This window comes from Gemmata algarum, from assembly GCF_034097035.1.
GTDB lineage: Bacteria > Planctomycetota > Planctomycetia > Gemmatales > Gemmataceae > Gemmata > Gemmata algarum.
Window position 1 is genome coordinate 1 of record NZ_JAXBLV010000192.1, and the last position, 23,428, is coordinate 23,428.

The 23,428-nt window shown below is 65.5% G+C and carries 20 protein-coding genes; 12 read left to right on the forward strand and 8 right to left on the reverse strand.

The window, feature by feature from the left end:
* Nucleotides 1-220: 220 nt before the first annotated feature.
* The 6 genes from R5W23_RS19715 to ilvD all read right to left on the reverse strand — a co-directional run bounded on the left by R5W23_RS19715 (nt 221) and on the right by ilvD (nt 9,556).
* Nucleotides 221-2,056 (reverse strand): multiheme c-type cytochrome, encoded by a 1,836-nt coding sequence (locus R5W23_RS19715; protein WP_320687767.1) that lies wholly within the window; start codon nt 2,054-2,056, stop codon nt 221-223.
* 173 nt (nt 2,057-2,229) lie between these two features.
* Nucleotides 2,230-3,795, reverse strand: a complete 1,566-nt coding sequence (locus tag R5W23_RS19720) for a hypothetical protein (protein WP_261185938.1) — start codon at nt 3,793-3,795, stop codon at nt 2,230-2,232.
* Nucleotides 3,796-3,947: 152 nt separating this feature from the next.
* Nucleotides 3,948-6,791 carry a M16 family metallopeptidase gene (locus tag R5W23_RS19725; protein ID WP_320687768.1) on the reverse strand — a complete coding sequence of 948 codons (2,844 nt, stop codon included), beginning with the start codon at nt 6,789-6,791 and terminating at the stop codon, nt 3,948-3,950.
* Between the two features lie 61 nt (nt 6,792-6,852).
* Nucleotides 6,853-7,392 carry a nucleotidyltransferase family protein gene (locus tag R5W23_RS19730; protein WP_326522217.1) on the reverse strand — a complete coding sequence of 180 codons (540 nt, stop codon included), beginning with the start codon at nt 7,390-7,392 and terminating at the stop codon, nt 6,853-6,855.
* Between the two features lie 78 nt (nt 7,393-7,470).
* Nucleotides 7,471-7,872, reverse strand: coding sequence for a hypothetical protein (locus R5W23_RS19735; RefSeq protein ID WP_320687771.1), 402 nt, complete (start codon nt 7,870-7,872; stop codon nt 7,471-7,473).
* 1 nt (nt 7,873) lies between these two features.
* Nucleotides 7,874-9,556 (reverse strand): dihydroxy-acid dehydratase, encoded by a 1,683-nt coding sequence (gene ilvD, locus R5W23_RS19740; protein WP_320687772.1) that lies wholly within the window; start codon nt 9,554-9,556, stop codon nt 7,874-7,876.
* Between the two features lie 257 nt (nt 9,557-9,813).
* Between ilvD and R5W23_RS19745 the strand changes: the two genes are divergently transcribed.
* The 3 genes from R5W23_RS19745 to R5W23_RS19755 all read left to right on the forward strand — a co-directional run bounded on the left by R5W23_RS19745 (nt 9,814) and on the right by R5W23_RS19755 (nt 10,918).
* On the forward strand, nt 9,814-10,014 hold the full coding sequence (locus tag R5W23_RS19745) for a Flp family type IVb pilin (protein ID WP_261185943.1): 201 nt from the start codon (nt 9,814-9,816) through the stop codon (nt 10,012-10,014).
* A gap of 183 nt (nt 10,015-10,197) precedes the next feature.
* A complete protein-coding gene (locus R5W23_RS19750; protein ID WP_261185943.1) occupies nt 10,198-10,398 on the forward strand; it encodes a Flp family type IVb pilin in 201 nt (66 codons plus the stop codon).
* A gap of 331 nt (nt 10,399-10,729) precedes the next feature.
* A complete protein-coding gene (locus tag R5W23_RS19755) occupies nt 10,730-10,918 on the forward strand; it encodes a Flp family type IVb pilin (protein WP_261185944.1) in 189 nt (62 codons plus the stop codon).
* A gap of 62 nt (nt 10,919-10,980) precedes the next feature.
* Here R5W23_RS19755 and R5W23_RS19760 read toward each other — a convergent pair whose 3' ends face one another.
* Entirely contained in the window at nt 10,981-11,511 is a 531-nt protein-coding gene (locus R5W23_RS19760) for a TlpA family protein disulfide reductase (protein ID WP_261185945.1), read from the reverse strand.
* Nucleotides 11,512-11,540: 29 nt separating this feature from the next.
* A complete protein-coding gene (locus tag R5W23_RS19765) occupies nt 11,541-12,059 on the reverse strand; it encodes a TlpA family protein disulfide reductase (RefSeq protein ID WP_320687773.1) in 519 nt (172 codons plus the stop codon).
* Between the two features lie 182 nt (nt 12,060-12,241).
* On the opposite strand from R5W23_RS19765, the gene lepA reads away from it, so the two are divergent.
* The 9 genes from lepA to metF all read left to right on the forward strand — a co-directional run bounded on the left by lepA (nt 12,242) and on the right by metF (nt 23,403).
* Nucleotides 12,242-14,044, forward strand: a complete 1,803-nt coding sequence (gene lepA, locus R5W23_RS19770) for a translation elongation factor 4 (RefSeq protein WP_261185947.1) — start codon at nt 12,242-12,244, stop codon at nt 14,042-14,044.
* 70 nt (nt 14,045-14,114) lie between these two features.
* Nucleotides 14,115-15,659, forward strand: a complete 1,545-nt coding sequence (locus tag R5W23_RS19775; protein ID WP_320687774.1) for a S26 family signal peptidase — start codon at nt 14,115-14,117, stop codon at nt 15,657-15,659.
* 94 nt (nt 15,660-15,753) lie between these two features.
* The gene (locus tag R5W23_RS19780; protein WP_261185949.1) at nt 15,754-17,583 is read left to right on the forward strand and encodes a S26 family signal peptidase; all 1,830 of its coding nucleotides are present in this window, start codon (nt 15,754-15,756) and stop codon (nt 17,581-17,583) included.
* A 42-nt stretch (nt 17,584-17,625) separates the two neighbouring features.
* Nucleotides 17,626-18,012, forward strand: a complete 387-nt coding sequence (locus R5W23_RS19785; RefSeq protein ID WP_261185950.1) for an acyl-CoA thioesterase — start codon at nt 17,626-17,628, stop codon at nt 18,010-18,012.
* A 154-nt stretch (nt 18,013-18,166) separates the two neighbouring features.
* Complete coding sequence (locus tag R5W23_RS19790; RefSeq protein ID WP_320687775.1) at nt 18,167-18,697, forward strand: MotA/TolQ/ExbB proton channel family protein; 531 nt, start codon at nt 18,167-18,169, stop codon at nt 18,695-18,697.
* Nucleotides 18,694-19,206, forward strand: a complete 513-nt coding sequence (locus R5W23_RS19795; protein ID WP_320687776.1) for a hypothetical protein — start codon at nt 18,694-18,696, stop codon at nt 19,204-19,206. Before R5W23_RS19790 ends, R5W23_RS19795 begins: the two co-directional genes overlap by 4 nt.
* Nucleotides 19,207-19,225: 19 nt before the next feature.
* On the forward strand, nt 19,226-19,876 hold the full coding sequence (locus R5W23_RS19800; RefSeq protein WP_320687777.1) for a hypothetical protein: 651 nt from the start codon (nt 19,226-19,228) through the stop codon (nt 19,874-19,876).
* An 82-nt stretch (nt 19,877-19,958) separates the two neighbouring features.
* Entirely contained in the window at nt 19,959-22,418 is a 2,460-nt protein-coding gene (locus R5W23_RS19805; RefSeq protein ID WP_320687778.1) for a GTPase domain-containing protein, read from the forward strand.
* 82 nt (nt 22,419-22,500) lie between these two features.
* The gene (gene metF, locus R5W23_RS19810; RefSeq protein ID WP_320687779.1) at nt 22,501-23,403 is read left to right on the forward strand and encodes a methylenetetrahydrofolate reductase [NAD(P)H]; all 903 of its coding nucleotides are present in this window, start codon (nt 22,501-22,503) and stop codon (nt 23,401-23,403) included.
* Nucleotides 23,404-23,428: the final 25 nt, after the last annotated feature.

Consider the following 23,428-nt stretch of genomic DNA (forward strand, 5'->3'; position numbering starts at 1 on the left):
AGCAAGACGAAAATTTAGCTTGGACTCAGCACTAGAACGGTCCGTTGAACAAGTCAAACCTACCCACACACCACAACGACGCGGGAGTCGGTAACGTCACGTCGCGGGGTCACCGCGACGTGAAACACTCGATGGTCCAAACCCAGACAAGCGAGTGAGCCCGGAGACGCGGCGAACGTCATCGGGCTCACAGATCAATTAACACCCGCCAGTCAAAACATTACGGTTTTGGCGCTACTGCCGGCCAACCGCCCGGAGGGGCTAGCCCGCTGTGGCCGATCTTCGCCCAATTCTTATAGATGTCGAAGTGCGGGTCGGCGTCGTGGTCGTGGCACTCCATGCACATCGCACTCACGCGGTTAATCAACAGTTGCGTCGCCGGCGGCTGCGCCATCTTCCCACGCTCCTCCGGCCCGAGCTTAGCCATTTTCTCCATGAACGCCTTATCGGGCAGCCGAATGGCGTTCTGTCCTGGTGCCGGTGCAAGGCCCTGTTTCCACTGAGAAAGCAGCTCGGTCAGTTGTTTGTTCTTGGGATCGGCGACGTGCCCGCTGCCCGGGCCGTGACAGTTCTCGCACCCCACGTTCTTGAGTTGTGGCGTCTTCTTTTCGTCCTCGTACCCGGTGCTGTGATTGAACCCGACCGTGTGGCACTTCACGCACTCGCCATCGAACTGGCGCAGGTTCGGGCGATGGGCGTATTTCTCCAGTGACTTCATCGCATGGCTGTGGGCCAGCGACTTCTCATCCGGGTCCACATCCGCCCACTTCTTGTACTCGGCTTGGTGACAGGCTTTGCACGCCTCGGCCCCCACGTACCGTAGAGACACCCCCTTCGGCTTCAGTTCCGCCGCGTGGATCTGTGCAGCGTGGAGGGTCCGTGGGTAATCCTTGCCGAGCACGATGTCCTTCTTGACGCGCTCCGCGTACCACTGGAGCGACTGAAGGGCCTTGTTCTTCTGGAGGGCCTCCGCGTCCGTGCCGGGCTGGTTGAACTCCTCGCCCAGGGGAACGAGCTGGTACCTCAGTTCGAACCCGCCGCCCGGTTTCTTGAACGCTCCCACGACGCCGACGTGCTGCCCCTTGTGTCCGACTTCGACGATCGCGGTCGTGCCGGCAGTCGTGTTCACGTAATTCGGTTTCAGCGGCGGAAGCGCGTCACTCGCCTGGCAGAGGATCACGTTGAACTCAGGGAAATTTTTGGCGACGTTCTGGGCATCGGCCATACTTCCCTGGTAAATCAGGACATTCAGCCGCGGCTTTTTGGGATGCTTCGCGAGCGCGTCGCGGGCAGCAACCAGCGCGTCTTGCGGTTTAGCAAAGTCGATCGATGTGTCGAACTTCTTTTCTCGGGCCAGAACCGCCAGCGGGTTACCGACGACCCCCGCTACCCCGACCGGGACGCCGCCGACATCGGCCACCTCGGTCAGCTCGACAATCGGACGCTTACCTGCTCCCGGCCGGAAACGCTGTTCACGCGGGAACAGAACTGGCTTTCCGGTAGCGTCCACCCCCGGCCCAACGATGTTACCAGCAAGCGTGAACGGGGGCTGTTCCTTTTGCACAATATAGTTGCCGAGCAACTCATCCAGCCCGCCTTTGAGTTCCGTTTCGCCAACCCCGACCGCAATGTACCCCATCTCGCGTAGCGCGTTCATCGCGGCGACGTACTTGAGCGTGCCTTGCTCGCGGACCGCCACCTTTTCCGGGTACAGGTCGCCGAGGTCCACCCCGGCGACCGGCCAGCCCTTTTTCTTGAGTTGGTCGATGAAGTACGCGCGGCGCTCCAGTCCCCCGGTCTGCGGGCGGCTGCACCCGCACGGCTGGAGGTACCCGAACGTCTGGCCGGTCAGCACCAGCGCCGCGTCCGGCTTCTGGTCCTTGGGCCAGTCCGCGAACAGCGGCTTCCCGTCAACAAGCGTTTCTTTCGGCACCGCTCCCGGCGGATCGGCCGCCGTTCCGGAGGCCAGTGCGGCGAGCACGGCACCGAAGCCGAGGAGCGCGAACAGGCGCGACACGGTCGCGCGGGCGTTCAGACGCGGGATCGGATCGGACATCGCGGGTCGTCCTCCTGAACGGGGCGGGAGTCACTCCCATCCGAATGTCGGCAAAGAGCGGGCGGCGAGAGGAGGGACCGAGGAGCCGGCGCGCCTCCGAGGGCGCGCCGGCGGTCGGGTCGCACGATCTGGGCAAGCGGAAACAGTACGCGGAAGCGGCGCAATCGTCAAAATCAGCCTTGTTCCCCAAAGCCGCGAACCGGAATACGAATCCGCTGCCCCTGTGGAGCGGTTGCGTCCGGGGAGGCACCGGCGGGCTTTTTGGGCTTCGCTTCGAGTACCACCACCGCGTCCCGGAACGCGCCGAACTGTGCCGACGGCGGGATAGTGATCCTCAAGTCGTAGTACCCCTGCCCGCCGCGATCGGCCTTCGGCGTCAGTTGGTACTTGAACCCCCGCGGCCGGCTCTCGTCTTCGACCACGGTCAGTTCCACCGCGGTGGACTCGGTGACCAGTTCTGGCACGTGGACCGTGCCCATGCGGCCCTTGAACGTCGGCACCTCGATCTCGGTTTTCCCGTTCGCGAGCCACACCGCCCCCTTCACCATCGCGTTCACTTTCACGGCCGCGGTGGCGCTGCCCGAACTGATGTAGATCGTGCGGTCCAGCGCGCCGAGCGGGATGCGAGCCCCGTTGACCTGCGGGCGCACCGCCACGGTCACCCGGTAGGCGGCCTTCACTTTCGTCAACTGTCCCGCCTTCGCGGTCTCCTGCACCACTTCGAACAGATCCGCGTCCGGAACGCGGACCACTTTCGTCACAGCGACGAACGGCCCGGCGTCGGTGCCCGGGGTGGCCTGCACGGTACACACCGGCGGCAGGAGGTCGTCGAACTCGGACTTGGGACCGCGTGTCGCCGAGTACAGCACGAACGTGTACTCGCGGTCGCCGGTGAGTTGGTTAATCTCCCCGACATCGATCGTCGAGCGGGAGACCGCACAAGCCTCGGACGCGGCGAACATGATCCCGAACAGGTGCGCGCCAACCTGGTTGGTGCCCTCGACTTTGGTCGCGAACTGAGCCGACAGCGGCACCTTCGGGTCCTTCGATACCGTGAACGTGAGTTCGAGAATCCCCCACTGCGCGGTCCACTTGTCCGGGTTCGCCGGCGCCGCGGGCACTTTGTAAGTCGCGTTCGGATCGTCGCGGTACTTGTGTGTCGTCCATTCCAGCTTGTCGAACTCCACTGCCGGCTCGAGCAACCCGACCCCGAACGCGTTGAACGTGCCGATCGGCAGTGACGCCAGAGCGGTGCGCTGGAGGTACGTTTTCGTCACTTCGGGCGGGATCGCGGCCAACCGGCCGCCGCTGCACGCCGTGCAACTGATCCCCTTCAACTGTAAAAGAACCGGGTTGGGGTTGCGGTTCTCGAACCAGAACGCGGCCCGGCGCAGGGTCTCCGAACTCGGCTCATAGAACCCCGCGAACACCCGGTCTTGAAGGGAATAATCGTCCCCTTTGATTGCCGACGGGGCCAAGTTCGGGAGGTGCCGGTACTTTAGTTCGGACGACGGCGGGTCCCACGTGCGCTCGCTGTTGAAGAAGCGTAGAGGCGGCTCGGAGTTGCTCGCCGCGGCGCCATCTCCGCCGCTCTTCGTCTCTTCTTGCGGTTTCGGGGTGTACATCGAGAACAGGGTCGCGCCGAAGATCACCGCCATGAGCGCGACGAGCGGCACGGCGACCTTTAGCGCCGACTTCAGCCCGCCGGACGCGGGGGGTGGGGTGGCTCCCGAACTCATGTGTCGCGGCTCCGCGGAAACTTCGAGTCGTTAAACATTGTACGCGAACGGAACACAAACGGTTCTCCTCCGAGGGAGCACGGGGCCGGCGCCCGCATCACCGGAGGAGAACCGTTTGTGGCAATGGTGCGAAGCGCCGATCAGGCGCGCGGTTACTTCTTCTCTTTCTCCAGCGGCTTACCGTCCTTGTCGATTGCGCCAACGGCCACCAGCACCAGCGTCTTCGGGTCGAGGTGCTTTTTCGCCATCGCTTGCACGTCCGCCGGGGTGACCGCCGCCACCTCCTTGCGGTACTTCTCCAGGTAGTCGAAGCCCAGTCCGTACCGTTCTGCGGCGAGCAGTTCGCCCGCGACACCCGTCAGCGTTGTGAACTTGAAGGGCAGGCTGCCGAGCAGGTACTTCTTCGCGTCTTCGACCTCTTGATTGGTCGGGACCTCGTCGCGGAGCTTGTTCACCTCCTTGAAGAACCCGAACTTCACGTCCAGGAACTTGTTCGGGAACGTCCCCACGAACCCGGTGAACGTGCCCGGCTGCTTCCCGGCCGTGGTCGTGATGGTCGCGTTGACGGTGTAGGCCAGGCCGAGCCGGTCACGGAGGTTCGACGACAGCCGGTCGGTGAACCCCGGCCCGGTGCCGAGCACGTTGTCCATCACGAGCAGCTTGTAATAGTCAGGGTGATCGCGCGTGATCCCGAGCCGCCCGATGTAGACGTGAACCTGTGACGCGTTCTTGTCGGACACGATCTGTTCGCCACTCTTCGGCTCCGGCGGGGGCGCCACCTCCGGCTGACTCAGTTCCGACTTTTTCCAAGAACTCGTGAGCGCATCGAGCTTCTTGACCATCTCCTCCGTCTTGAAGTCCCCGACAACGGCCACGGTCGTGAAGTTGGGTGCGAACGCGAGTTTGTGGAACGCCTTCACATCGGCGGCGGTGAGCTTCTCGACGATTTCCTTCTTCCCGAGAGCCGGCCGGCCGCTCGGGTGGTTTCCGTAAACCGTAGCGTTGAAAAGCCGACCCGCCCGCGTGCGCGGCTGGGTTTCGGCGTCGGCGATTGAGGAGAGTTGCTGCTCACGCATCCGCTCGAGCGCGCCCTCCGGGAAGATCGGCGCCTGGAGGCACTCGAACAGTAACCCCAACCCCAGGTCGGTATCCGGAGTGAGTACCTTCAACGTACCGCCGCTCGACGAAAGCGAGAGGCTCCCACCGGTGCCCTCAATGAGGGCCGAAATCTCCTTGCCGGTGTGCCTCGCGGTGCCCTCTTCGAGCAGGTTGCCCATCAGCGTGGCGACACCGAGCTTCTCCAGCGGTTCGCGCAGCCGCACGTCTGCAACTTCCGCCGCCGCAACAACGACCGGCAGCCGGTGATCTTCGAGCAGAACGACGGTGAGGCCGTTCGGAAGAACGACCTTCTTGGCGGCGTTCAGCGAGAACCCGCTCGTACCGGCCTCTGCCGACTTCGGTGCGGCGTGCGACGCGCGAAACGCGGCGTGCGAAGCCGCCCGCGGAAGGGCGCGCGCCTGTTCGGTCTTTGTTCCGAATTCCAGGTTCCGCATTCCACTTTTCTGAGGCGGGGCCGCCGGCACGCTCCAGACGATCGCCGACGTGTTTCGCACGAGGTACTGCTTTGCGACCTTCTGGATGTCCTCTTTCGTGACCTTCGCCACGCGGTCGAGGTAGTTCTTGAAGAACTTCGCCACGTCCTCACCGCCGGGGTAGGTGCTGGTCCGTGCGACCGCGTCACACAGGCTGTGAACGCTCTCGCGTGCGAAGATGAACGAAGCCAGAATCTTGCGCCGGGCGCGGTTCAGTTCCGCATCGCTCACCGGCTCAGCCGTAAGCTTGTCAAGCTCCGCGAACGTGAGTTCTTCGGCCTTCTTGCGGTCTTTACCCTGGAGCAACTCGACGTTGACCGCGAACCAGCCCGGGTAGCGGCCGGCGTAGTTGCCCGCACTCACCTCGGACGCGATCCGCTCGTCCTCAACCATTTTCCGATACAAGCGCGAGGTCTTGCCGCCTGCAAGGATCTCCTGCACCACATCCAGAACCGGGTCTTCGGGTGTGCCGACCTGAACCGTGTTGAACCCGACCATCATGCGCGGCACATCGAACTTCGACTCGAATTCCTTACGAACCGGTTCCTTACGCTCGGGGTGGAAGGTCGCCTTCTTGCGGGGCGGCAGTTCGCTCTTGGCGATCGGCCCGAACAGCTTTTTGATCTTCTCTAGGGCCGCGTCGGGGTCGAACCCGCCGGCGACGATCAGGGACGCGTTGTTCGGGTGGTACCACTTGTCGTAGTGCCGCTTGATGACCTCCGCGGTGGCCCCGCGCACGTGCTCGCGCTGCCCGATGACGGGGTGGGAGTACGGCGACTCCTTGGGCCACAGGAGCGGCAGGATCGCCTTGTACTCCAGGTCCCACGGGTTGTCCTCGCCGCCCTCCAGTTCCGAGACGACCGCGCCCTTCTCCTGCTCGAACTCGTGTTTGGCGTCGATGAGCGTGTTGCGCATTCGGTCGGCTTCGATCTCCAGCGCGATCTCCCACCGGTCGGCGGCGAAATCGAAGTGGTAGACCGTCATGTCCTCGGACGTGTACGCGTTGTTGCGCCCGCCGCTGCGCTGGGTGGCGCGGTCGATGTCGCCCGGGACCAGTTTCGCGGTACCCTTGAACAGCAGGTGTTCGAGGTAGTGCGACAACCCGGTCTGGTCCTTCTCCTCGTCCGCGGCGCCGACCCGGTACGCCACCATCGTCGTCACGACCGGCGCCCCCTTCACCGGGAGCAGGTAAACGCGCAACCCGTTCTCAAGGGTGACCAGTTTGAGGTCGGCGAACATCCCTTGCGCGGTCTTCACGAGTTCGGCGTCGGACGTGGCGTCTGCCCCGCGCGCCGCCACCGGCTGTTCGGGCGCAGGCGCCGCGGGTTCGCCGCGAGTTGGTGCGATGGGAACCAGGAGCGATAAAGCAAGAAGGGGTGGCAAACCGAGCGCGAACCGCGACATGGTGAAGTCCTTCCTGGCCGGTGATACGTCCCGGCCAGTGTATCGCGCGGGCGCGCCCGAGTCAGCCGTCGGGCGTGTCGAGGAGGTGCTGAAGCCTGGCCCCGAGTTCGGGCGGAAACCGACTGACCCAGGTTGCGTCGATCAGCCCGACTTCGATGAAGTCGAGAAGGTGGACCTGATCTTTTCGCCGGTTGGCATTCAGCTTCATCCGCACGAGCGCGGTCAGCGCGGCAACGCGGAACGAGCCGCCCGGTTCGCTCTCATCCACGTCTGGCGCCGGGGTGATATGATCGGCGCGGACCTTCTCGGCCGCGAAGACAATATGGATCGCGTCCCGAGCCATTGCGGTCGGCCCGTCGAGAAACATGTCGATACTGGCCGCGTGTCGGTACACGAACCCGACGGCTTCCAGTGCCGCCTTCGCGACATCAAAATCGGTGCGACGCAGAAGCACGTCCACGTCGCGGGTGTTGCGAACGGCCGATTGATCCACACGCCCGACCCACTCGGCGACGGCGTTACCCCCGACAACGGCATAGGGCACGCCCGCAGCATCGAGTGCGGCCACAGCTCGGCGGAGCCGGTCACGGACCTGTTCCACAGCGAGAACCGTCCTTTCCCAACCGGACTGTATCGGGGCTGACATCGCGGCCCCCTTTCAATGTTCCGTAAAGTGGGGTTACAGTGCCTCCCAACCCTCAGTAGTGTCCAGCCGATCGTACCAAAAGTCGTCGACGACCCGCAGCAAACGTTGTTCGTCGAGTAGGTAGGAGCGTGGCAATGTGGTGAACACTCCGCCGCACACGACCGTCACATCTGCGTTCGATTGGTATGGATCCGGAAGCGGCTGAAACTGAAAACCGTCGAACCGCTCGTAAAACACAAAAAAGAGACCGTCGGAGCCGTCGATCATGAGAGAAGCACCGTTCACCGCTGCAACGGAAATTCCGGCGAACCGTCGAGCGCGGCTTTGAGCTGCCCTGAACACGTCGAGGAAAAGCTCCCACGTCGGGTTCGGGACAACTGTGCCGCGCAACCGGTTCCCTTCATCGTACTCGTTGATCGCGAGCGAGTGGGGCATATCACCCGGTTCCGGCGCCTTCGCTGGCGGAGCGCGCCAGTTTCGCGTACTTAGCTAGCACCCCGCCCGTTACGCGCAGTGCGGGCGCCTTCCACTGGCCCTTCCGCGCTTGCAGTTCCGCGTCGGAAACGTTGAGCGTGAGGGTCTTTGCGTCACCGTCGATGGTGATCGAGTCGCCGTCCTGGATGAGTGCGATCGGGCCGCCCACCCAGGCCTCGGGCGCGACGTGTCCGACCACCAGCCCGTGCGTACCACCACTAAACCGGCCGTCGGTGATGAGCCCCACCGTCTCGCCCAGTCCCTGTCCCATCAGCGCGCCGGTGATGCTCAGCATCTCGCGCATCCCGGGACCGCCGACCGGCCCCTCACCGCGGATCACGACCACATCGCCCGCGACGATCTTCCGCGCCTGGATGGCGGTGAAGCACGCCTCCTCGCCGTCGAACACCTTGGCCGGGCCGGTGATGCTGCGTTGCTTCAGGCCCGCCACCTTCGCCACCGCCCCTTCGGGAGCCAAGTTGCCCTTCAGCACCACATGAATCCCGTGACTGAAGAGCGGCTCCTCGAACCGCTTCACCACCTTCTGCGGCTTCTCGAACACGCTGGGCACGTCTTTAAGGTTCTCCGCGAGCGTCTGGCCGGTCACGGTGATGCAATCGCCGTGCAGGAAGCCGTTGTCCAGCAACGCCTTCAGCACCGCGGGCGTGCCGCCCACGCGGTACAGGTCGAACATCACGTACTTGCCGCCCGGCTTCAGGTCCGCGAGGTGCGGCGTCTTCGCGCTGATGCGGTCGAAGTCCTCGAGCGTCCACTCCACGCCCGCCTCGCGGGCGATCGCCATCAGGTGCAGCACCGCGTTCGTGCTGCCGCCCAGTGCCAGCACGAACGTGTACGCGTTCTCCAGACTCTTTCGCGTGATGATGTCGCGCGGGCGGATGTTCTTCTCGATGCACCGCAGCACCGCCTTGCCGGCCAGGAACGACTCGCGGTCCTTCGCGGCGGTCACCGCCGGGTTGCTCGCCCCGTAGGGCAGCGACAGACCCATCGCTTCGATCGCGCTGGACATCGTGTTGGCGGTGTACATGCCGCCGCACGAGCCGTGCCCCGGACAACTCTCACACTCCACCTTGTGAAGCGCCTTCTGGTCGATCTTGCCCGCCTGGAACTGCCCAACCGCCTCGAAAATCGAGACGATATCGAGGTCCTCGCCGTGCGCCCCGACGCCCGGCATAATGCTGCCGCCGTACACGAACACGCTCGGGATGTTGAGCCGGGCCATCGCCATGACGCACCCGGGCATGTTCTTGTCGCACCCCCCGAACGCGACAAGCCCGTCGTGGTTCATCGCCCCGCACACGGTCTCGATAGCGTCCGCGATCACCTCGCGGCTCACCAGCGAGTACCGCATCCCGCGGTGCCCCATACTGATCCCGTCGGACACCGTCGGCGCGCCGAACGTCTGGGGCACGCCGCCGGCGGCGCGCACCCCCTCGCGCCCCTTCTCCGCAAGCCGGTCCAGGTGCGCGTTGCACGGGGTGATGTCGCTGAACAGCGACGCGACCCCGATCACCGGCTTGTCGAAGTCCTCGTCGTTGAACCCGACCGCCCGGAGCATCGCGCGGTTCGGCGCGCGGCCCTGGCCGCCGGTGGTGATGAGACTGGTACGGGTGGGACCATCAGACATCGCAGAAACCTCACAGTCGTCACAAATGGAGAGGAGAGACGGACCGACACAACCGTTTCAAATTGTTATCCGGAACCCTCACGCACCGGCCACGCGGGGCGAAGGGTTTTCCGCCCCGCGCGAATATCTCGGATTGTGCCGGAAAACTCGTGCCGATCGTTTGCACCGCTTGTGCGCATGAACTAGGTGTTGGCTGTCTCTCGCCCGCGGAGCGGCGAGGCCCGGCCGAGTAAACGCCCCAACCACAGGAGAGCCTGATGCGCAGCCTGACCAAGAGCCTGGTGAACTTCCTGAAGGCCGAAGACGGCCCCACCGCCGTCGAGTACGCCGTGATGCTGGCACTCATCGTCGTGGTGTGCATCGCCGCCATCACCACCCTCGGCTCCAACGCCAACAGCACCTTCTCCTTCGTCGGCTCCTCCATCAAGCCGACGACCGGTGGCACCGCCGCCAGCTAAGCCCGCCGCGGTGACCGAAAACCCGACTGGCGTTGGACCGCACAAGCCGAAAAACCGAAGAACTGCACAGCACGACCCGAACGCGATTCTAAGAACCATCTGTCCGGGCACCGTGCCCGCACGACACGCGACCTCTCAGTTCCGACCCCGGGGCGCGAGACGCCCCAACCACAGGAGAGCCTGATGCGCAGCCTGACCAAGAGCCTGGTGAACTTCCTGAAGGCCGAAGACGGCCCCACCGCCGTCGAGTACGCCGTGATGCTGGCACTCATCGTCGTGGTGTGCATCGCCGCCATCACCACCCTCGGCTCCAACGCCAACAGCACCTTCTCCTTCGTCGGCTCCTCCATCAAGCCGACGACCGGTGGCACCGCCGCCAGCTAAGTGGCCCGAGCCGGAGCTCAAACGAGCCGACCCCCGTTACGAAAGTGACGGGGGTCGGCTCGTTTTAAGCGTTCGGGCCGACAACACACCCGTTCGCCGAACGCGGCGCCGGCTTTTTCGGCAGAATGTCCCGACACTATCGCACAATTCGGCAAAACTGATCGGCGTCCGACGGCGAGCATTCTAAATTTCGGTTGTCAACCCGCAAGGCGAAAGGTGAGTCGGCCCAGCTCGTCTCGAACCGCGGGAACCGGCGTTTGCGTCGGAGCGATTGTGCCCCGAGCACCGGTTTCACCCCTCTCCAAACTGGGCAACGTTGAAAGGGCACAAGATGCGCAGCCTGACCAAGAGCCTAGTGAACTTCCTGAAGGCCGAAGACGGCCCCACCGCCGTCGAGTACGCCGTGATGCTGGCACTCATCGTCGTGGTGTGCATCGCCGCCATCACCACCCTCGGCTCCAACGCCAACAGCACCTTCTCCTTCGTCGGCTCCGCCATCCAGCCACCGGCGGGGTCGTGAGTCACGCTCCGGCTCCGGGTCACGACTGTCGCAACTCGTGACCCGGAACCAGAAACGTAAAATCACTTTGCCAGTTCCGCTTCAATGAGCTTGTCGAGTTCTGCGTCGGTGAGTTCTTTCTCTTCGCTCGTCCACACCCGCTTACCATCTTTGCCGAACAGCACCTGGAACGGGATACCGCCGTCCAATCCGAACCGCTTGTTCACCTGCTCCTCGTCGGCTTGGTAGCCCAGCAGCACGAAGTTGGGGAACGCCGCGCCCTTCTCCTTCAGGAACTTGAGCACGGCGTCTTTGTCGTACTTGTCGTCCTTGCCCTTCGGGTCCATGCTCACGCTCACGCACACCAGCCCCTTATCCTTGTACTTCTTGTGCGTGTCGACAAAGTGCGGGAACTTTTTCACACACGGCCCGCACCACGTGGCCCAGAAGTCCACCAGCACCACTTTCTTCTGATCGGCCACGGCCTTCGCGAGCGCGTCGACCTTCGCCTCGGTGACGGTCACGTTCTTGTCGGGTTCGTCCGCGGCCCGGTTCGCGCCCGCCCCGAGTACGGCTGCCGCCAGGACGCCGGCGCAGATCCAGGTTCGATACATGCTCTGCTCCTTGTAAAACGGAGTTCGGGTTACTTCGCCAGCTCGCGCTCGATGAGCGTGTCGAGTTCGCCGTCGCTCAGGTCACGCTGTTCGCTGTCCCACACGCGCTTCCCGGCCTTATCGAACAGCGCCATGTGCGGAACCCCGCCGTTCAGCCCGGACCACTCTTTGAGCCGCTCGTCGGTCTTGTCAGTGGCCACGAAGTTCGGAAAGGTGGCTCTTTTGGAGCGAAGAAAGCTCTGCACGTGGGCCGGTTTGTAGTCGAGCTTGTCCCACCCGCCGACCTTATCGAGGCACACGCTCACGCACACGAGCCCCCGGTCGGCGTACTTGGCGTTTGTGTCCACGAGATGCGGGAACCGGGCGCGGCACGGCCCGCACCACGTGGCCCAGAAGTCCACCAGCACCACCTTACCCGTGCGTTGTTTCACCGCCGCGGCGATCTCCGCGGTGGTGGCCTCAGTCAGATCGACCGGAGCGGCGTCCTCGGACTGACACCCCGTGACAGCCGCGAGCGCCAGCAGAACCACGATACCGAGCGTGCGCATGAGAGTGTCCCCGGTGGGCCGCGGGCGGTACGGCGTTCTGGAATGTTACCCGCCACGCGCGCAGACGGGCGGCCCGAGTTGTCTATTCAGTGCCGGCGGGTGCTGCTAGGATATTGGGAGTACGCACCGAGCGGCCCCGCCCGAGCCGGGACCGCGCACCTTGCCCCGAGCGCTGCAGAATAATGCCGACGCCGACCGCGATCATCCGCAACTTCTGCATCATCGCACACATCGACCACGGCAAGAGCACGCTGGCCGACCAGTTCCTGCTTAAAACCGGGGCGGTGTCCGAGCGCGACATTAAGGCCCAGACCCTCGACAGTATGGACCTAGAGCGGGAGCGCGGGATCACCATCCGCATGCACCCGGTCACGGTCTACTACGAACTGAACGGCACGAAGTACGAGCTGAACCTGATCGACACTCCCGGGCACGTCGATTTCAACTACGAGGTGTCGCGCTCGCTCGCCGCGTGCGAGGGGGCGATCCTGCTCGCCGATGCGTTCCAAGGGGTGCAGGCGCAGACCGTGGCGAACGCGTTCCTCGCGATCGACGCGAACCTGAAGATCATCCCGACGCTGAACAAGATCGACCTTCCGCACGCGCGCCCGGACTTCGTCATCGGCGAGATGGAACAGGCGCTGATGGTCGACCCCGACGAGGTCATGCGCGTCAGCGGGAAAACCGGCGTCGGCGTCGAGGACCTGCTCGCGGCTGTGATCGACCGCGTCCCGCCGCCCGCGGGTTCCCCGACCGCGCCGCTGAAAGCGCTGATCTACAACAGCCACTTCGACACGTACAAAGGGGTGGTCGTTTACATCCGCATGATGGACGGCGTGCTGAAGCCGGGACAGCGCATCAGGCTCATGCGCACCGGGCGCGAGTACGTCATTACGGAGATGGGGCAGTTCCGCCCGGAGCCGACCAAGGTCGACGAGCTGTCCGCCGGGCAGGTCGGGTTCTTCACCGCCAACATCAAGAACATCGAGTACGTCAACATCGGCGACACCGTGACGGACGCGGTCACCCCCACGGCCGAGCCGATGGCGGGGTACAAAGAGCCGAAGCCGATGGTGTACTCGGGCCTGTTCCCGGTCAACAACAACGAGTTCGAGGACCTGCGCGAGGCGCTCGGCAAGCTGAAGCTCAACGACAGCTCCTTCACGTTCCAGCCGGAGGTGTCGGACGGGCTCGGGTTCGGCTTCCGGTGCGGGTTCCTCGGGATGCTCCACCGCGAGATCATCCAGCAGCGGCTGGAGCGCGACAGCGAGCTGAACCTGGTGCAGACCGCCCCGAACGTGACGTTCGAGATCAAGAAGCGGGACGGCGAGGTGATCACTGTCCACGGGCCGCAGGAGGTGCCCGACGCGGGGCTGATCGAGGAGTTCCGCGAGCCCATCGTGCGCATCAGCTTCCTGATCCCGGCCGGGAACATCGGCGACCTGATGGGCATGTGTACGGAGCGCCGCGGCACCTTCGTCCGCACCGAGTACCTGAGCCAGCAGCGCGTCATCCTCGTGTACGAGATGCCGCTCGCGGAAGTCATTTACGACCTCTACGACAAGCTGAAGTCGGTGACGCACGGGTACGGCACGATGGACTACGAGGTGCTCGGGTTCCGCCCGGCGGACCTCGTGAAGCTCGACATCCTCGTCCACGGGCAGAAGGTGGACGCGCTGTCGGTGATCGTCCACCGCACGGCCGCCGAGCGCCGGGGCCGACAGGTGCTGAAGAAGCTCCGCGAGGAGATCGACCGGCACCTGTTCGAGGTCGCGCTGCAGGCGGCCATCGGGGCGCGCGTGGTGGCCCGCGAGAACATCGCGGCGATGCGCAAGAACGTGACCGCGAAGTGCTACGGCGGCGACATCACCCGCAAGCGCAAGCTGTGGGCGAAGCAGGCGGAGGGGAAAAAGCGGATGAAGCAGATCGGGCAGGTCGAGGTGCCGCAAGAGGCGTTCCTCGCGGTGCTCGAATCGGACGACTGATGTCTGGCGTCTGGTGCTTCGGCGGACGGGGAGTGGCTCACCTGTTCGGCAGTCTCTAACGGCGCTCCCAATGATCGACACGCCGACCCCCGCCACGAAACCGGGCGAACTCGACGAAACGGCAACCGCACCCGAGCACAACGAGCCGAACACCGAACACCTCCCGCCCCTCATCAAGAACGTGTCCCCGTTCCGCGCGGGGCTGGTGGTGATGGCCGGGTTCGTCGGACTGTTCCTCGTCGTCCGCACCGCGGCGCTTGAGCCGTTCGGCGTGCCGACCGGCAGCATGTCGCCGGCGCTCAGCGGGCACCACCGCGACGGCTTCTGCCCGCGGTGTGGCGCCACGGTGCGCGTCGGGCGTCCCAGTTCGGGCAGCGAAACTGAACACTTCCTCAAGGTGCTCTGCTGGAACTGCGAGCAGACGCTCTCGCTGACCGCGGCGCGCGAGCTGAGCGGCGACCGGCTCCTGGTGGACAAGAACGTCTACGACCTGCGGGCGCCGCGCCGCTGGGAGATGGTCGTGTTCCGGTGCCCGAACCCGAAGCCGTCGGAGTTCGGCAAGCCCTACGTCAAGCGGCTCGTCGGGCTGCCCGGTGAGGTGATCACCGTCCGCGACGGCGACGTATACGCCAACGACGTGCTGGTGCGCAAAGACTTGGCCGAGCTCCGGGAAACCCTCGTCCCGGTGTTCGACATGAATTTCGCGCCCAAGCCCGACGGGTGGAGCGCGCGGTGGTTGGTCGAACCGGGCGACCCGCGGCTCCCGCACGGCGCCAACGCGGCGAGCGGCCCCGTCATCGAAGGCGGGGCGCTGGTCCTCGACGCTTCCGACGGCCCGCAAGCGGTCGCCGCGGTGCGGTACCGGCACTGGAACCTGGACACCCGCGACCCCGAACCGGTGCGCGTCTGGAACGCGTACAACGGCTACCCGATCCGCCGCGACCGCGAACCGGCGGCGCACGACTTTTACCTCACGTGCGAGGTCGAGGTCGTCGCCGCGGTCGGCGCGCCCGGGGAAGCGGCGTTCGAGTGCCGGCTCTCCGACGGGGCCGATGTCGTAACGGCGGAACTCGGCGTTGGCGCCCGCGGGGCGGGCCAAGCGCGGCTCATTCAGGAGGGCAGCGGCGGATTGGGCAGTGCAGGCGGGGTCGCACTCACCCCCGGCAGCAAGCACCGGCTCGAGTTCGCCTTCGTTGACCGCCGCGTGACCCTCGCACTCGACGGGCGGGTGGTCGTTCCCCCGGCAGACCTGGCCCCCGTCGGAAAGCCCCGACCGCCCGAATCGCGCCCCGTCCGCCGGATCGCCGCGCGGGGGTGTAAGGTGATCGTTCGCGACCTGAAACTGAGTCGTGACATCCACTACACGATCACCGACGAGCGCGACCACGGGAACCGGCCGGCGCGGCTGGGCCGGCACGAGTACTTCGTACTCGGGGACAACACCCAGAGTTCCGAGGACAGCCGGAAATGGCCCAACCCGGGCGTGCCGGAGGACGCGTTCATCGGTAAACCATTTCTGATTCACCAGCCGCTCCGGCTGAGTCGGGTGTCGGTCGGCGGGCGTGAGCACGTGTTCCAGTCGCTCGACTGGTCCCGCCTCCGGTGGCTGCACTGACGGACTCCCCGGCCGCACGGGACGGCGCGCAGAAATCGACCGCCCGCGCCGGCGAATACCGAACGACGCCCGCTCTGCTCGTACCGAGGCCCGCATGGCAACCGCGACCGCCGATCCCGCCAAGACCGCCGAAGACGAGAAGAAGAAGGCGCACCGCGATCCGGCCCGCGAGGTCGTCGAGACGATCGTCTTCGTAGTCGTTCTGGTCCTGTTGCTGAAGCTGTTCATCACCGAGGCGTTCGTCATCCCCACCGGGTCGATGGCCGAAACGCTTTACGGCTATCAGAAGATCATACCCTGTCCGAAGTGCGGCCACACGTTCCCGCTCAACTCGCACAGCGAGGTCGAGGGCGACGCGCCGGACAACCCGCTCCAGAACCGAAAGCTCGTGCGGCTGACGCATTACGTGTGCCCAAACTGCCGGCACCGGGGTCAGATCGATGACCTCCCGGAGTGGCCCCGTAACAACAGCGGTGACCGGGTGCTGGTGCTGAAACCGCTCTACCACCTCCGCGAACCCGAACGCGGCGACGTAGTGGTGTTCAAGTACCCGGAGGCGCCGCAGACGCAGCAGACGGCCCAGAACTACATCAAGCGGATGATGGGCTCCGGAGGGGAGACCTTGGCCATCCACCGCGGCGACCTGTACGTCACGTCGTCGCTGTCGTACCCGATCCCGGACGCGCCCGAAGCCGACTGGTGGCAGCCCCGCTTCCGGCACCGCAACAGCCCCCAGGCAGTAACGCTCTTCGAGGCGTCACGGAACGCCGGGTTCACCGCCCGTATTGACGGCGGGTTCCGGATGGTGCGTAAGGAGGAGGGTCAGTTACTCGCCGACCGCCGTATCGTGTGGGACAACGACCGGCAGCCGGAGGACATCGCCCAACTGGCCCGGCCGCGGTGGCACGCGCCGGAGCGGCCCGAGGCGTGGAACACCGACGCGCCAAGCACCCCCCGCGCGTTCGCCCACAAGGGCGACAACCTGGACTGGCTCCGGTACCGGCACTCCCGCACCGAGTGGAAGGTCGGGGAGCGCGGGCGCGGGGTGGACGAAGACGACGCGAGGCACCTCCGGGGCGAGGTCGGGGACGACAAGGCCAAAGTCACCGACCGGCTCATCGACAACTTCCTCGGCTACAACGTCAGCCGCCCCACCGAGTCCGACGAGCAACTCTGGGTCGGAGACCTGATTCTGGAGTGTGAGGCCGAACTGGGTAGCGGCGCCGAGGTCGCGCTGGAACTGTCGCGCGGTGCGGACCGTTTCCGCGCGACCTTCGGCAACGGCAAGGTCGCGCTCTCGCGCTCGGGCGGGCAGAGCGCCGAGTTGGGCAGCCGACCGTGCCCGGTGGCCAACGGGACGTACAAGCTCCGGTTCGCCAACGTGGACGCACGGCTGTGGGTGTGGGTGGACGGGAAGCGGGTCGACTTCGGGGCCGCCGCCGACTACGAGCGCACGCAGCTCCGGGAGACCGAGTACGACCAAGCCGACACCTACAAGGAAGGCTGGACGCGGGCCAACGATGTCGAGGCCCCCGCCGGGATCGGTGCAAAAGGCGCGGCCACGGTGCGACACATCACCCTGCACCGCGACATCTACTACACCTGGAGCCGTGGCCAGCACTCCAAGGACGCCGAGCCGGACCTGAGCCCCCTGCCGAACAGCCTGAAGGGGCAAGCGGGCCGGTTCAACCCGGCACCCGATTACACCGAGGCCGACATCTATTACGTGCAGCCCGGGCATTACTTCTGTATGGGCGACAACAGCGCGGCCAGTTCCGACAGCCGCTCCTGGGGGACCGTCCCCGACCGACTCATGTTGGGCAAGGCGGTGTTCGTGTTCTTCCCACTATACCTCGACTGGAAGCTCGGCTGGCCGCCCGTCCGACCGACCCCGGGAAAGAACCGCGTCGGGTTCATCAAGTAAGCGCCCGCCCCCGCTCAGCCGGGGCCGTTTGTGAGGTTCGAGATGCTGACCGGTGAAATTCAGATCCGCGTGCGCTATGCGGAGACCGACCGCATGGGGCTGCTGCACCACGCGAACTACCTGGTGTACTTCGAGCAGGCGCGTACGGAACTGCTTCGTGCGCGGCAGGAGTCGTATAAGGAACTAGAAGACCAAGGGTTCTTTCTGGTGGTGGCGAAGGCCGAGGTAAAGTACAAGAGCCCGGCGCACTACGACGACGTGCTCACGATCCGCACCACGGTGACCCGTACCTCGCCGGTGCGGCTCGAGCACAAGTACGAGGTGTTCCGGGACGCGGTCCTGATCGCAGAAGGGCTCACGACACTCGCGTGCGTCGGGCGGGACGGCAAACTCCGCGAGATGCCCGCGTGGCTTGCGGAAGCCAAGTAGCGCGCAACCGGAAGCTTTTGACCGGCCTGCCAGGATAAACGGGGGCAAAAACAGACGTTCCTTGTCTTCACACCCCCGTTTATCCTGGCGGGCCTAGTGACCACCGTTAGTGTGTTCACGGCCGGCGGAATCGGCCGTTTGCGAGGGAGGTTCCGTGCGCCGGCTCTGGATCCATCAGGTGCTGCCGTTGGTGTTCGCCGCGGTCCCGGTGCTGACGGCGGCGCTGGTGTTTGTGGCGGTGCCCTCCGACGCGCGCCGCGACTACCTCGCGCGAGTCGCCGAGTCCCCCATCGACTGGATCATCATCGCCATCGGGTTCACCCTTTTCACCGTGCAAACGGCGTTCGCGTGGCGCGCGCTGCGGTGGCAGGAAACGGACTTCGACCTGCGGGCCGACCGCTGGCTCGGGAACCTGTGCCAGGCGGCGGAGTGGTTCCCGCTGCTGGGGCTAATCGGCACCGTCGCGGCGATCCTGCAAACCTTTAACTCGATCACCCCCGGCGCCAACCCGACCCCGCAGGAGATCATCCGCAAATACGCGCCCGCGATCACCGCTACCGGCGGCGGGCTGTACATGGCGTTCATCAACATACTGCCGGTGTGGGTGGTCACCATCGGTCGGGACCTGATCCGCTCGCTGGCGGGCACGCCGGTCCCTGTTGAGCCGCGCGAGGGAAAGTCGTGATCGCGCCGCCCCGCCGCGCCGTGACGCGGTTCTTTGTGCCGTTCATCGACGTGCTGATCCTGCTGTTCGGTATCTTCTTGCTGATGCCGTTCGTGAGCGGCACCCCGGCGGCCGATGTACCGGAGGAGAAGGCCGCACCACCGAAAGAGTCGCTTCCCGCGGACGTGCGCGAGCTCCAGCGGCAACTGACGGAGGCCCGCGATCGGCTGCTGCGCATGGAAAAGGCCTCGCAAGCGAGTGTCACAGACCGGCTGGTGGTCCGGGTGCTGCATACCGACCGCAAGGACGGCACGCTTTACTATTTCGACCCCGACCGGCAGGAGATTCGCACCGAAGCAGACGCTCAGCGACTCATCGCCCACCAGAAAACGCTGGCGAGCAAGTCCGGTGGGGTGAAGGACGTGTTCTTCCTGATTCTGTACCCCCAGAACCCGAGCGGGTTCCCGACGAAGAAGCAGGAAGATCAGATCCACCACTGGTTCCGCGACGTGCCGCACGAGTTCCAGTAGCGCCGCGCCCGAGGTCCCCATGCTCGACACACTCCTGGCCGACGGCATCGCGTCCGCGGCGTCGAACAAACTGGCCGAGTTCGTCATCAAAGCGCTGGCCGTCGGCGGCGGCTTCTTGGCCGGTTACGTCGGCGGCCGGCTGATCGCTTGGGCGCTCGACCGGTGGGTGTTCGCGCACAAGGCCCCGGTGCAACTCAAGAGCCTGTGCGGACTGCTGTGCGGCGTGCTGGCGGCGATCGTCGTGGCGTTGATCGTGTTCGGGTCCGGCGGCAGCGGACTGTTCGGCGGTGGGGGCGGGGGCGAGCTGAAAAGCACCGGGGACGATCAGAACCGGCAGCAACAACCCGCGCCACCTCCGAAGGACGATAAGAAAACTGAGCCGCCGAAAATCGAGCCGAAGGTCGAACCGAAACCCACCCCGGGCGACGTGCGCGTTTCGATCCTCAGCGGCGCCGACGTGAGCGACACCAAGTTCTACGTATTCGACGGTGACCCGACACCTCGGACGCTCGACGAACTGAAGAAAGCTGTCGCCGAGCGCCCGAAGGACAAGCCCGCGCCGGTACTGGTGTTTCGGTTCGCCAAGGACAGGTTGTCTACCACCCATCCCGAAATGAAGCGGCTCACCGCGTGGGTGCAAGACGCGGGCATTCAGAACAGGTTTGAGTAACATGAGATGTCGGGGCCACGCCCCGACCGACGCCGCGAACCTACGACCCGAAACGCGGCCACCACGGACGGAGGTTACGCGCGTGGCCTCGCACCCCGACACCCGACCGCTCGATGCTCCCCGTGTGCTGCTGTTTGGGCATCGCGGCGCGGGCAAATCCGCTCTGATCGGCGCGCTAATGCGCGCCGGCGAAGTGCAGGGCGAAACTCTCCGCGGGGAGGTCGTGCCCACTTCACCCGAACTGCCGCTCATCCGCGACGCCGCTTACAGCGGCACGCTCGAATCCACCTCTGCCGAGCTGACGAGTTTTACCGTCCGGCTGCGCCCCTGTCGGGTCGGCACGCGGGCCGTTTCGGACCCGCTCACGGTGATCCTCGACGACTGCGACGGCAAAGCCGCCGAAGACCTGATCCGACACTCCGAGCCGATCACCCAGCGCCACCCCGACAGCGAACTGGCCCGCGCGGTGGTCGAGACCGACGCCATCGTGCTGCTCGTCGATGCGGCCAGCACCCGGCCACAACTGGCGGAAGCGTTCAAGGCGTTCGACGCGTTCCTCACAACCGTCGAACGGGCGAAAACAGACGCGCGGACGGTCGGCGGGTTCCCGGTGTTCCTGGTCCTCACGCAGTGCGACCGGCTGGCTCAGAAGAGCGACACACGCCGGGAGTGGGAGGCCCGCGTTGCGGACCGTGTCGATTACGCCTGGGCCGAGTTCGACGAGTTCCTCAAAGAGGCCGACCACGGCGACGCCCCGGCGGCCCCGTTCCTCTCGTTCGGGAGCATCGACCTGACGGTGGCCGCGGTCGCGCTACGCCGCCCGCCGCTGCTCGAAGCGCCGACGCCGGCGGACGAGCCCTATCTGGTGGCGGAACTGTTCCGCGACTGTTTTGCGGCCGCCAAGGCCCACCACGAGCGGCACCGCCGGTCCGAGGCCCGGTTGTGGTGGACCGTGCGCGCCGCGCTAACCGCGCTGTGCTTACTCGTTCTGGCGTTCGGGTCGATCGCGTTGTTCCCTCCGCAGGGTAGCGCGCCCGATCTCGCGGCGCGGATCGACGACTACGAGCTACACGAACCCCCGGCGGCGGTGCGCCTGTCCGACACAGAACGCGACCGCAACCGCCAGACGTTACGGCGGTTCGCCAACGATGGGGCGTTCCGCTCGCTCTCGAACGATCGGCGAGGGTTCGTCGAGAGCCGGCTAAAAGAGATCGACGACTACCTCGCGTACCGCGCGCGGCTGGCCGGCGCGACCGCGCCGGCGTCGGCGCGGAGCCTACCCGATTTGGGACAGGTCCGCGAAACACTCAAAACCGCCCTCGCCCTACCGGGCGAATACTCCTGGGGAGAGACTGCGGCGGCACAGCTTCGTGACAAGTGGCTCGGCGACTGCGCCGCCCTCGAAGCGGCGCAGCAAGCGTGCGTGGACCGGTTTCGTGATCGCGACCGCGCGGGCACGGAACTGACGCTGAAGCGCACGTTCGACGCGGGCTGGCTCCGTGACCTGGACGCGCTGTTGGCACGGGACACACAACCGCCTTTTCCTCCCCACGAACCGATTCCGGGTTCACCCGAACTCAAGCAGCCGCGCGGCGAGGCGATTACTTATCAGGTGCCGCTCGAGTTCGACGAGGTATACCGGGCGCGTCGATACTGGGAGCAGACCCGCGACTTACTCGTTCACCTGCGCGACCTACTCGACGCACTTGGGTTGGTACGCGCTCCGGACCGCCCGCCGGCGGTGCTGATCCTGCCCGAGTCGGGCGGCGCCGACCCGGCAGAGCGACTTGCCGCTCTCGCGCGAACCTACCCGCGACAGTCAGCCGAATACACCGAGTGGGAAGCATGGCGGTTTCCAGACCCGGTACGCGGCGAAATCACCGCTCTGCTGCAAAAGTCGTTCGTAAACGGTATTCGTCACACTCAAAGACTGATGCGAGTCGAGGACACCCTTACCGGCTGGAGCGCATTGGGCGCTACGCTCGCGGAGCCACGGTTCCGCGATTGGGGCCGGCTCCTGCACCTCCTGGCGAAGTTGCAAAACCCGAACGCCCCTGACCCGGTCGCCGAGTTGGCCGTGTTCCTGCGTGATCTCGACAAAAAGACGTTCGAGCTGGACCCGCACGGCTTCGAGCTGGCGGTTCCGCTCGACCTCACCTTCGAGCGCGTCGAGGCCGTCGGGCCATTCACGATCACTGTGACCCACGGGGCGCAGGGGTCGGCGGCGAAGTTCGCGGTCGGCAAGGGAACGGTGCGGGGCACCACGACGGTGTACCCGCTCGTGCCGGACGGGCCGACGAAACTGGCGTACCGAGCGGGGGACTCGCTCCGTGCGGAACTGCCGGTCCGCGCAGGTGTGCGAGAATTGAAGCTGCTTTGGGACACCGGCCCAACAAGCGTCTTACAGTTCGACCGCCTGACTTACGAGCCGCGCCTCACAAAGCCCGGGGGCGGGACTGAGCCGGCTTCCGGGGTCAAACTCGTCCTAACCGCCGGGACCGTCCCGGCACTCCCGGTCCTGTTCCCGAAGCGCGCGCCATAACTTCGCCTATCGCGGCGCGGCAATTTGAATACACTTTCGATGTACAAACCGTTCCGGGTCGGACCCCACGCTTGTAGCCGCTATGCACATTCAGGACATCTTCGCCCAGCACCGCACCACCTTCAGCTTCGAGTTCTTCCCACCGAAGACTGACGCGGCCGGTGAGGAACTGTTTACCACCATCGCGGCGCTCCAGGCGCTGCAACCGTCGTTCGTGTCCGTCACGTATGGGGCCGGCGGCTCGACACGCGACCGCACCCACGACCTCGTCGTGCGTATCGAGCGAGAAACCAACCTCACCGCCGTGTCACACCTCACATGCGTGTGCCACTCCCGCGACGAGATGACCGCGATCCTCGACCGGTACGCCGCGAGCGGCATCGAGAACGTCCTGGCGCTCGGCGGTGATCCGCCCAAGAACAGCGCCCACGACCGCGAGAAGGACGCGTTCCGGTACGCAAACGAACTGGTGGAATTCATCCGCTCGCGCCCGGGTCCGAACGGCCGCGGGTTCGGTGTGGGTGTAGCTGGGTTCCCCGAAGGGCACCCCGGGTGCCCGAACCGGCTCCAGGAGATGGACCACCTAAAGCGTAAGATCGACGCCGGCGCGGACTACATCTGCACCCAGTTGTTCTTCGACAACCGCGACCTGTACGACTTCCGTGAGCGGTGCGATTTGGCCGGGATCAAGGTGCCGATCATCGCGGGTATCATGCCGGTCACCACCAAGGCCGGCATGGTCCGAATGGCGGAACTCGCGGCCGGCGCCCGCATCCCGGCGAAGTTGCTCAAAGCGGTGAGCCGCTGCACCGACGACGCGGCGGTCGCCCGGGTCGGAATTAGCTGGGCCACCGAGCAGTGCGCGGACCTGCTGCACAACAGCGTCCGCGGGATTCACTTCTACACCCTGAACAAGTCCGACGCGACCCGCCAGATCTACCAGAACCTCGGGGTCGAAAGCTCCGTCGCGTTGCGTGCGGGGTGAGCCCGTTTGTGACGGAAGCGCTTCC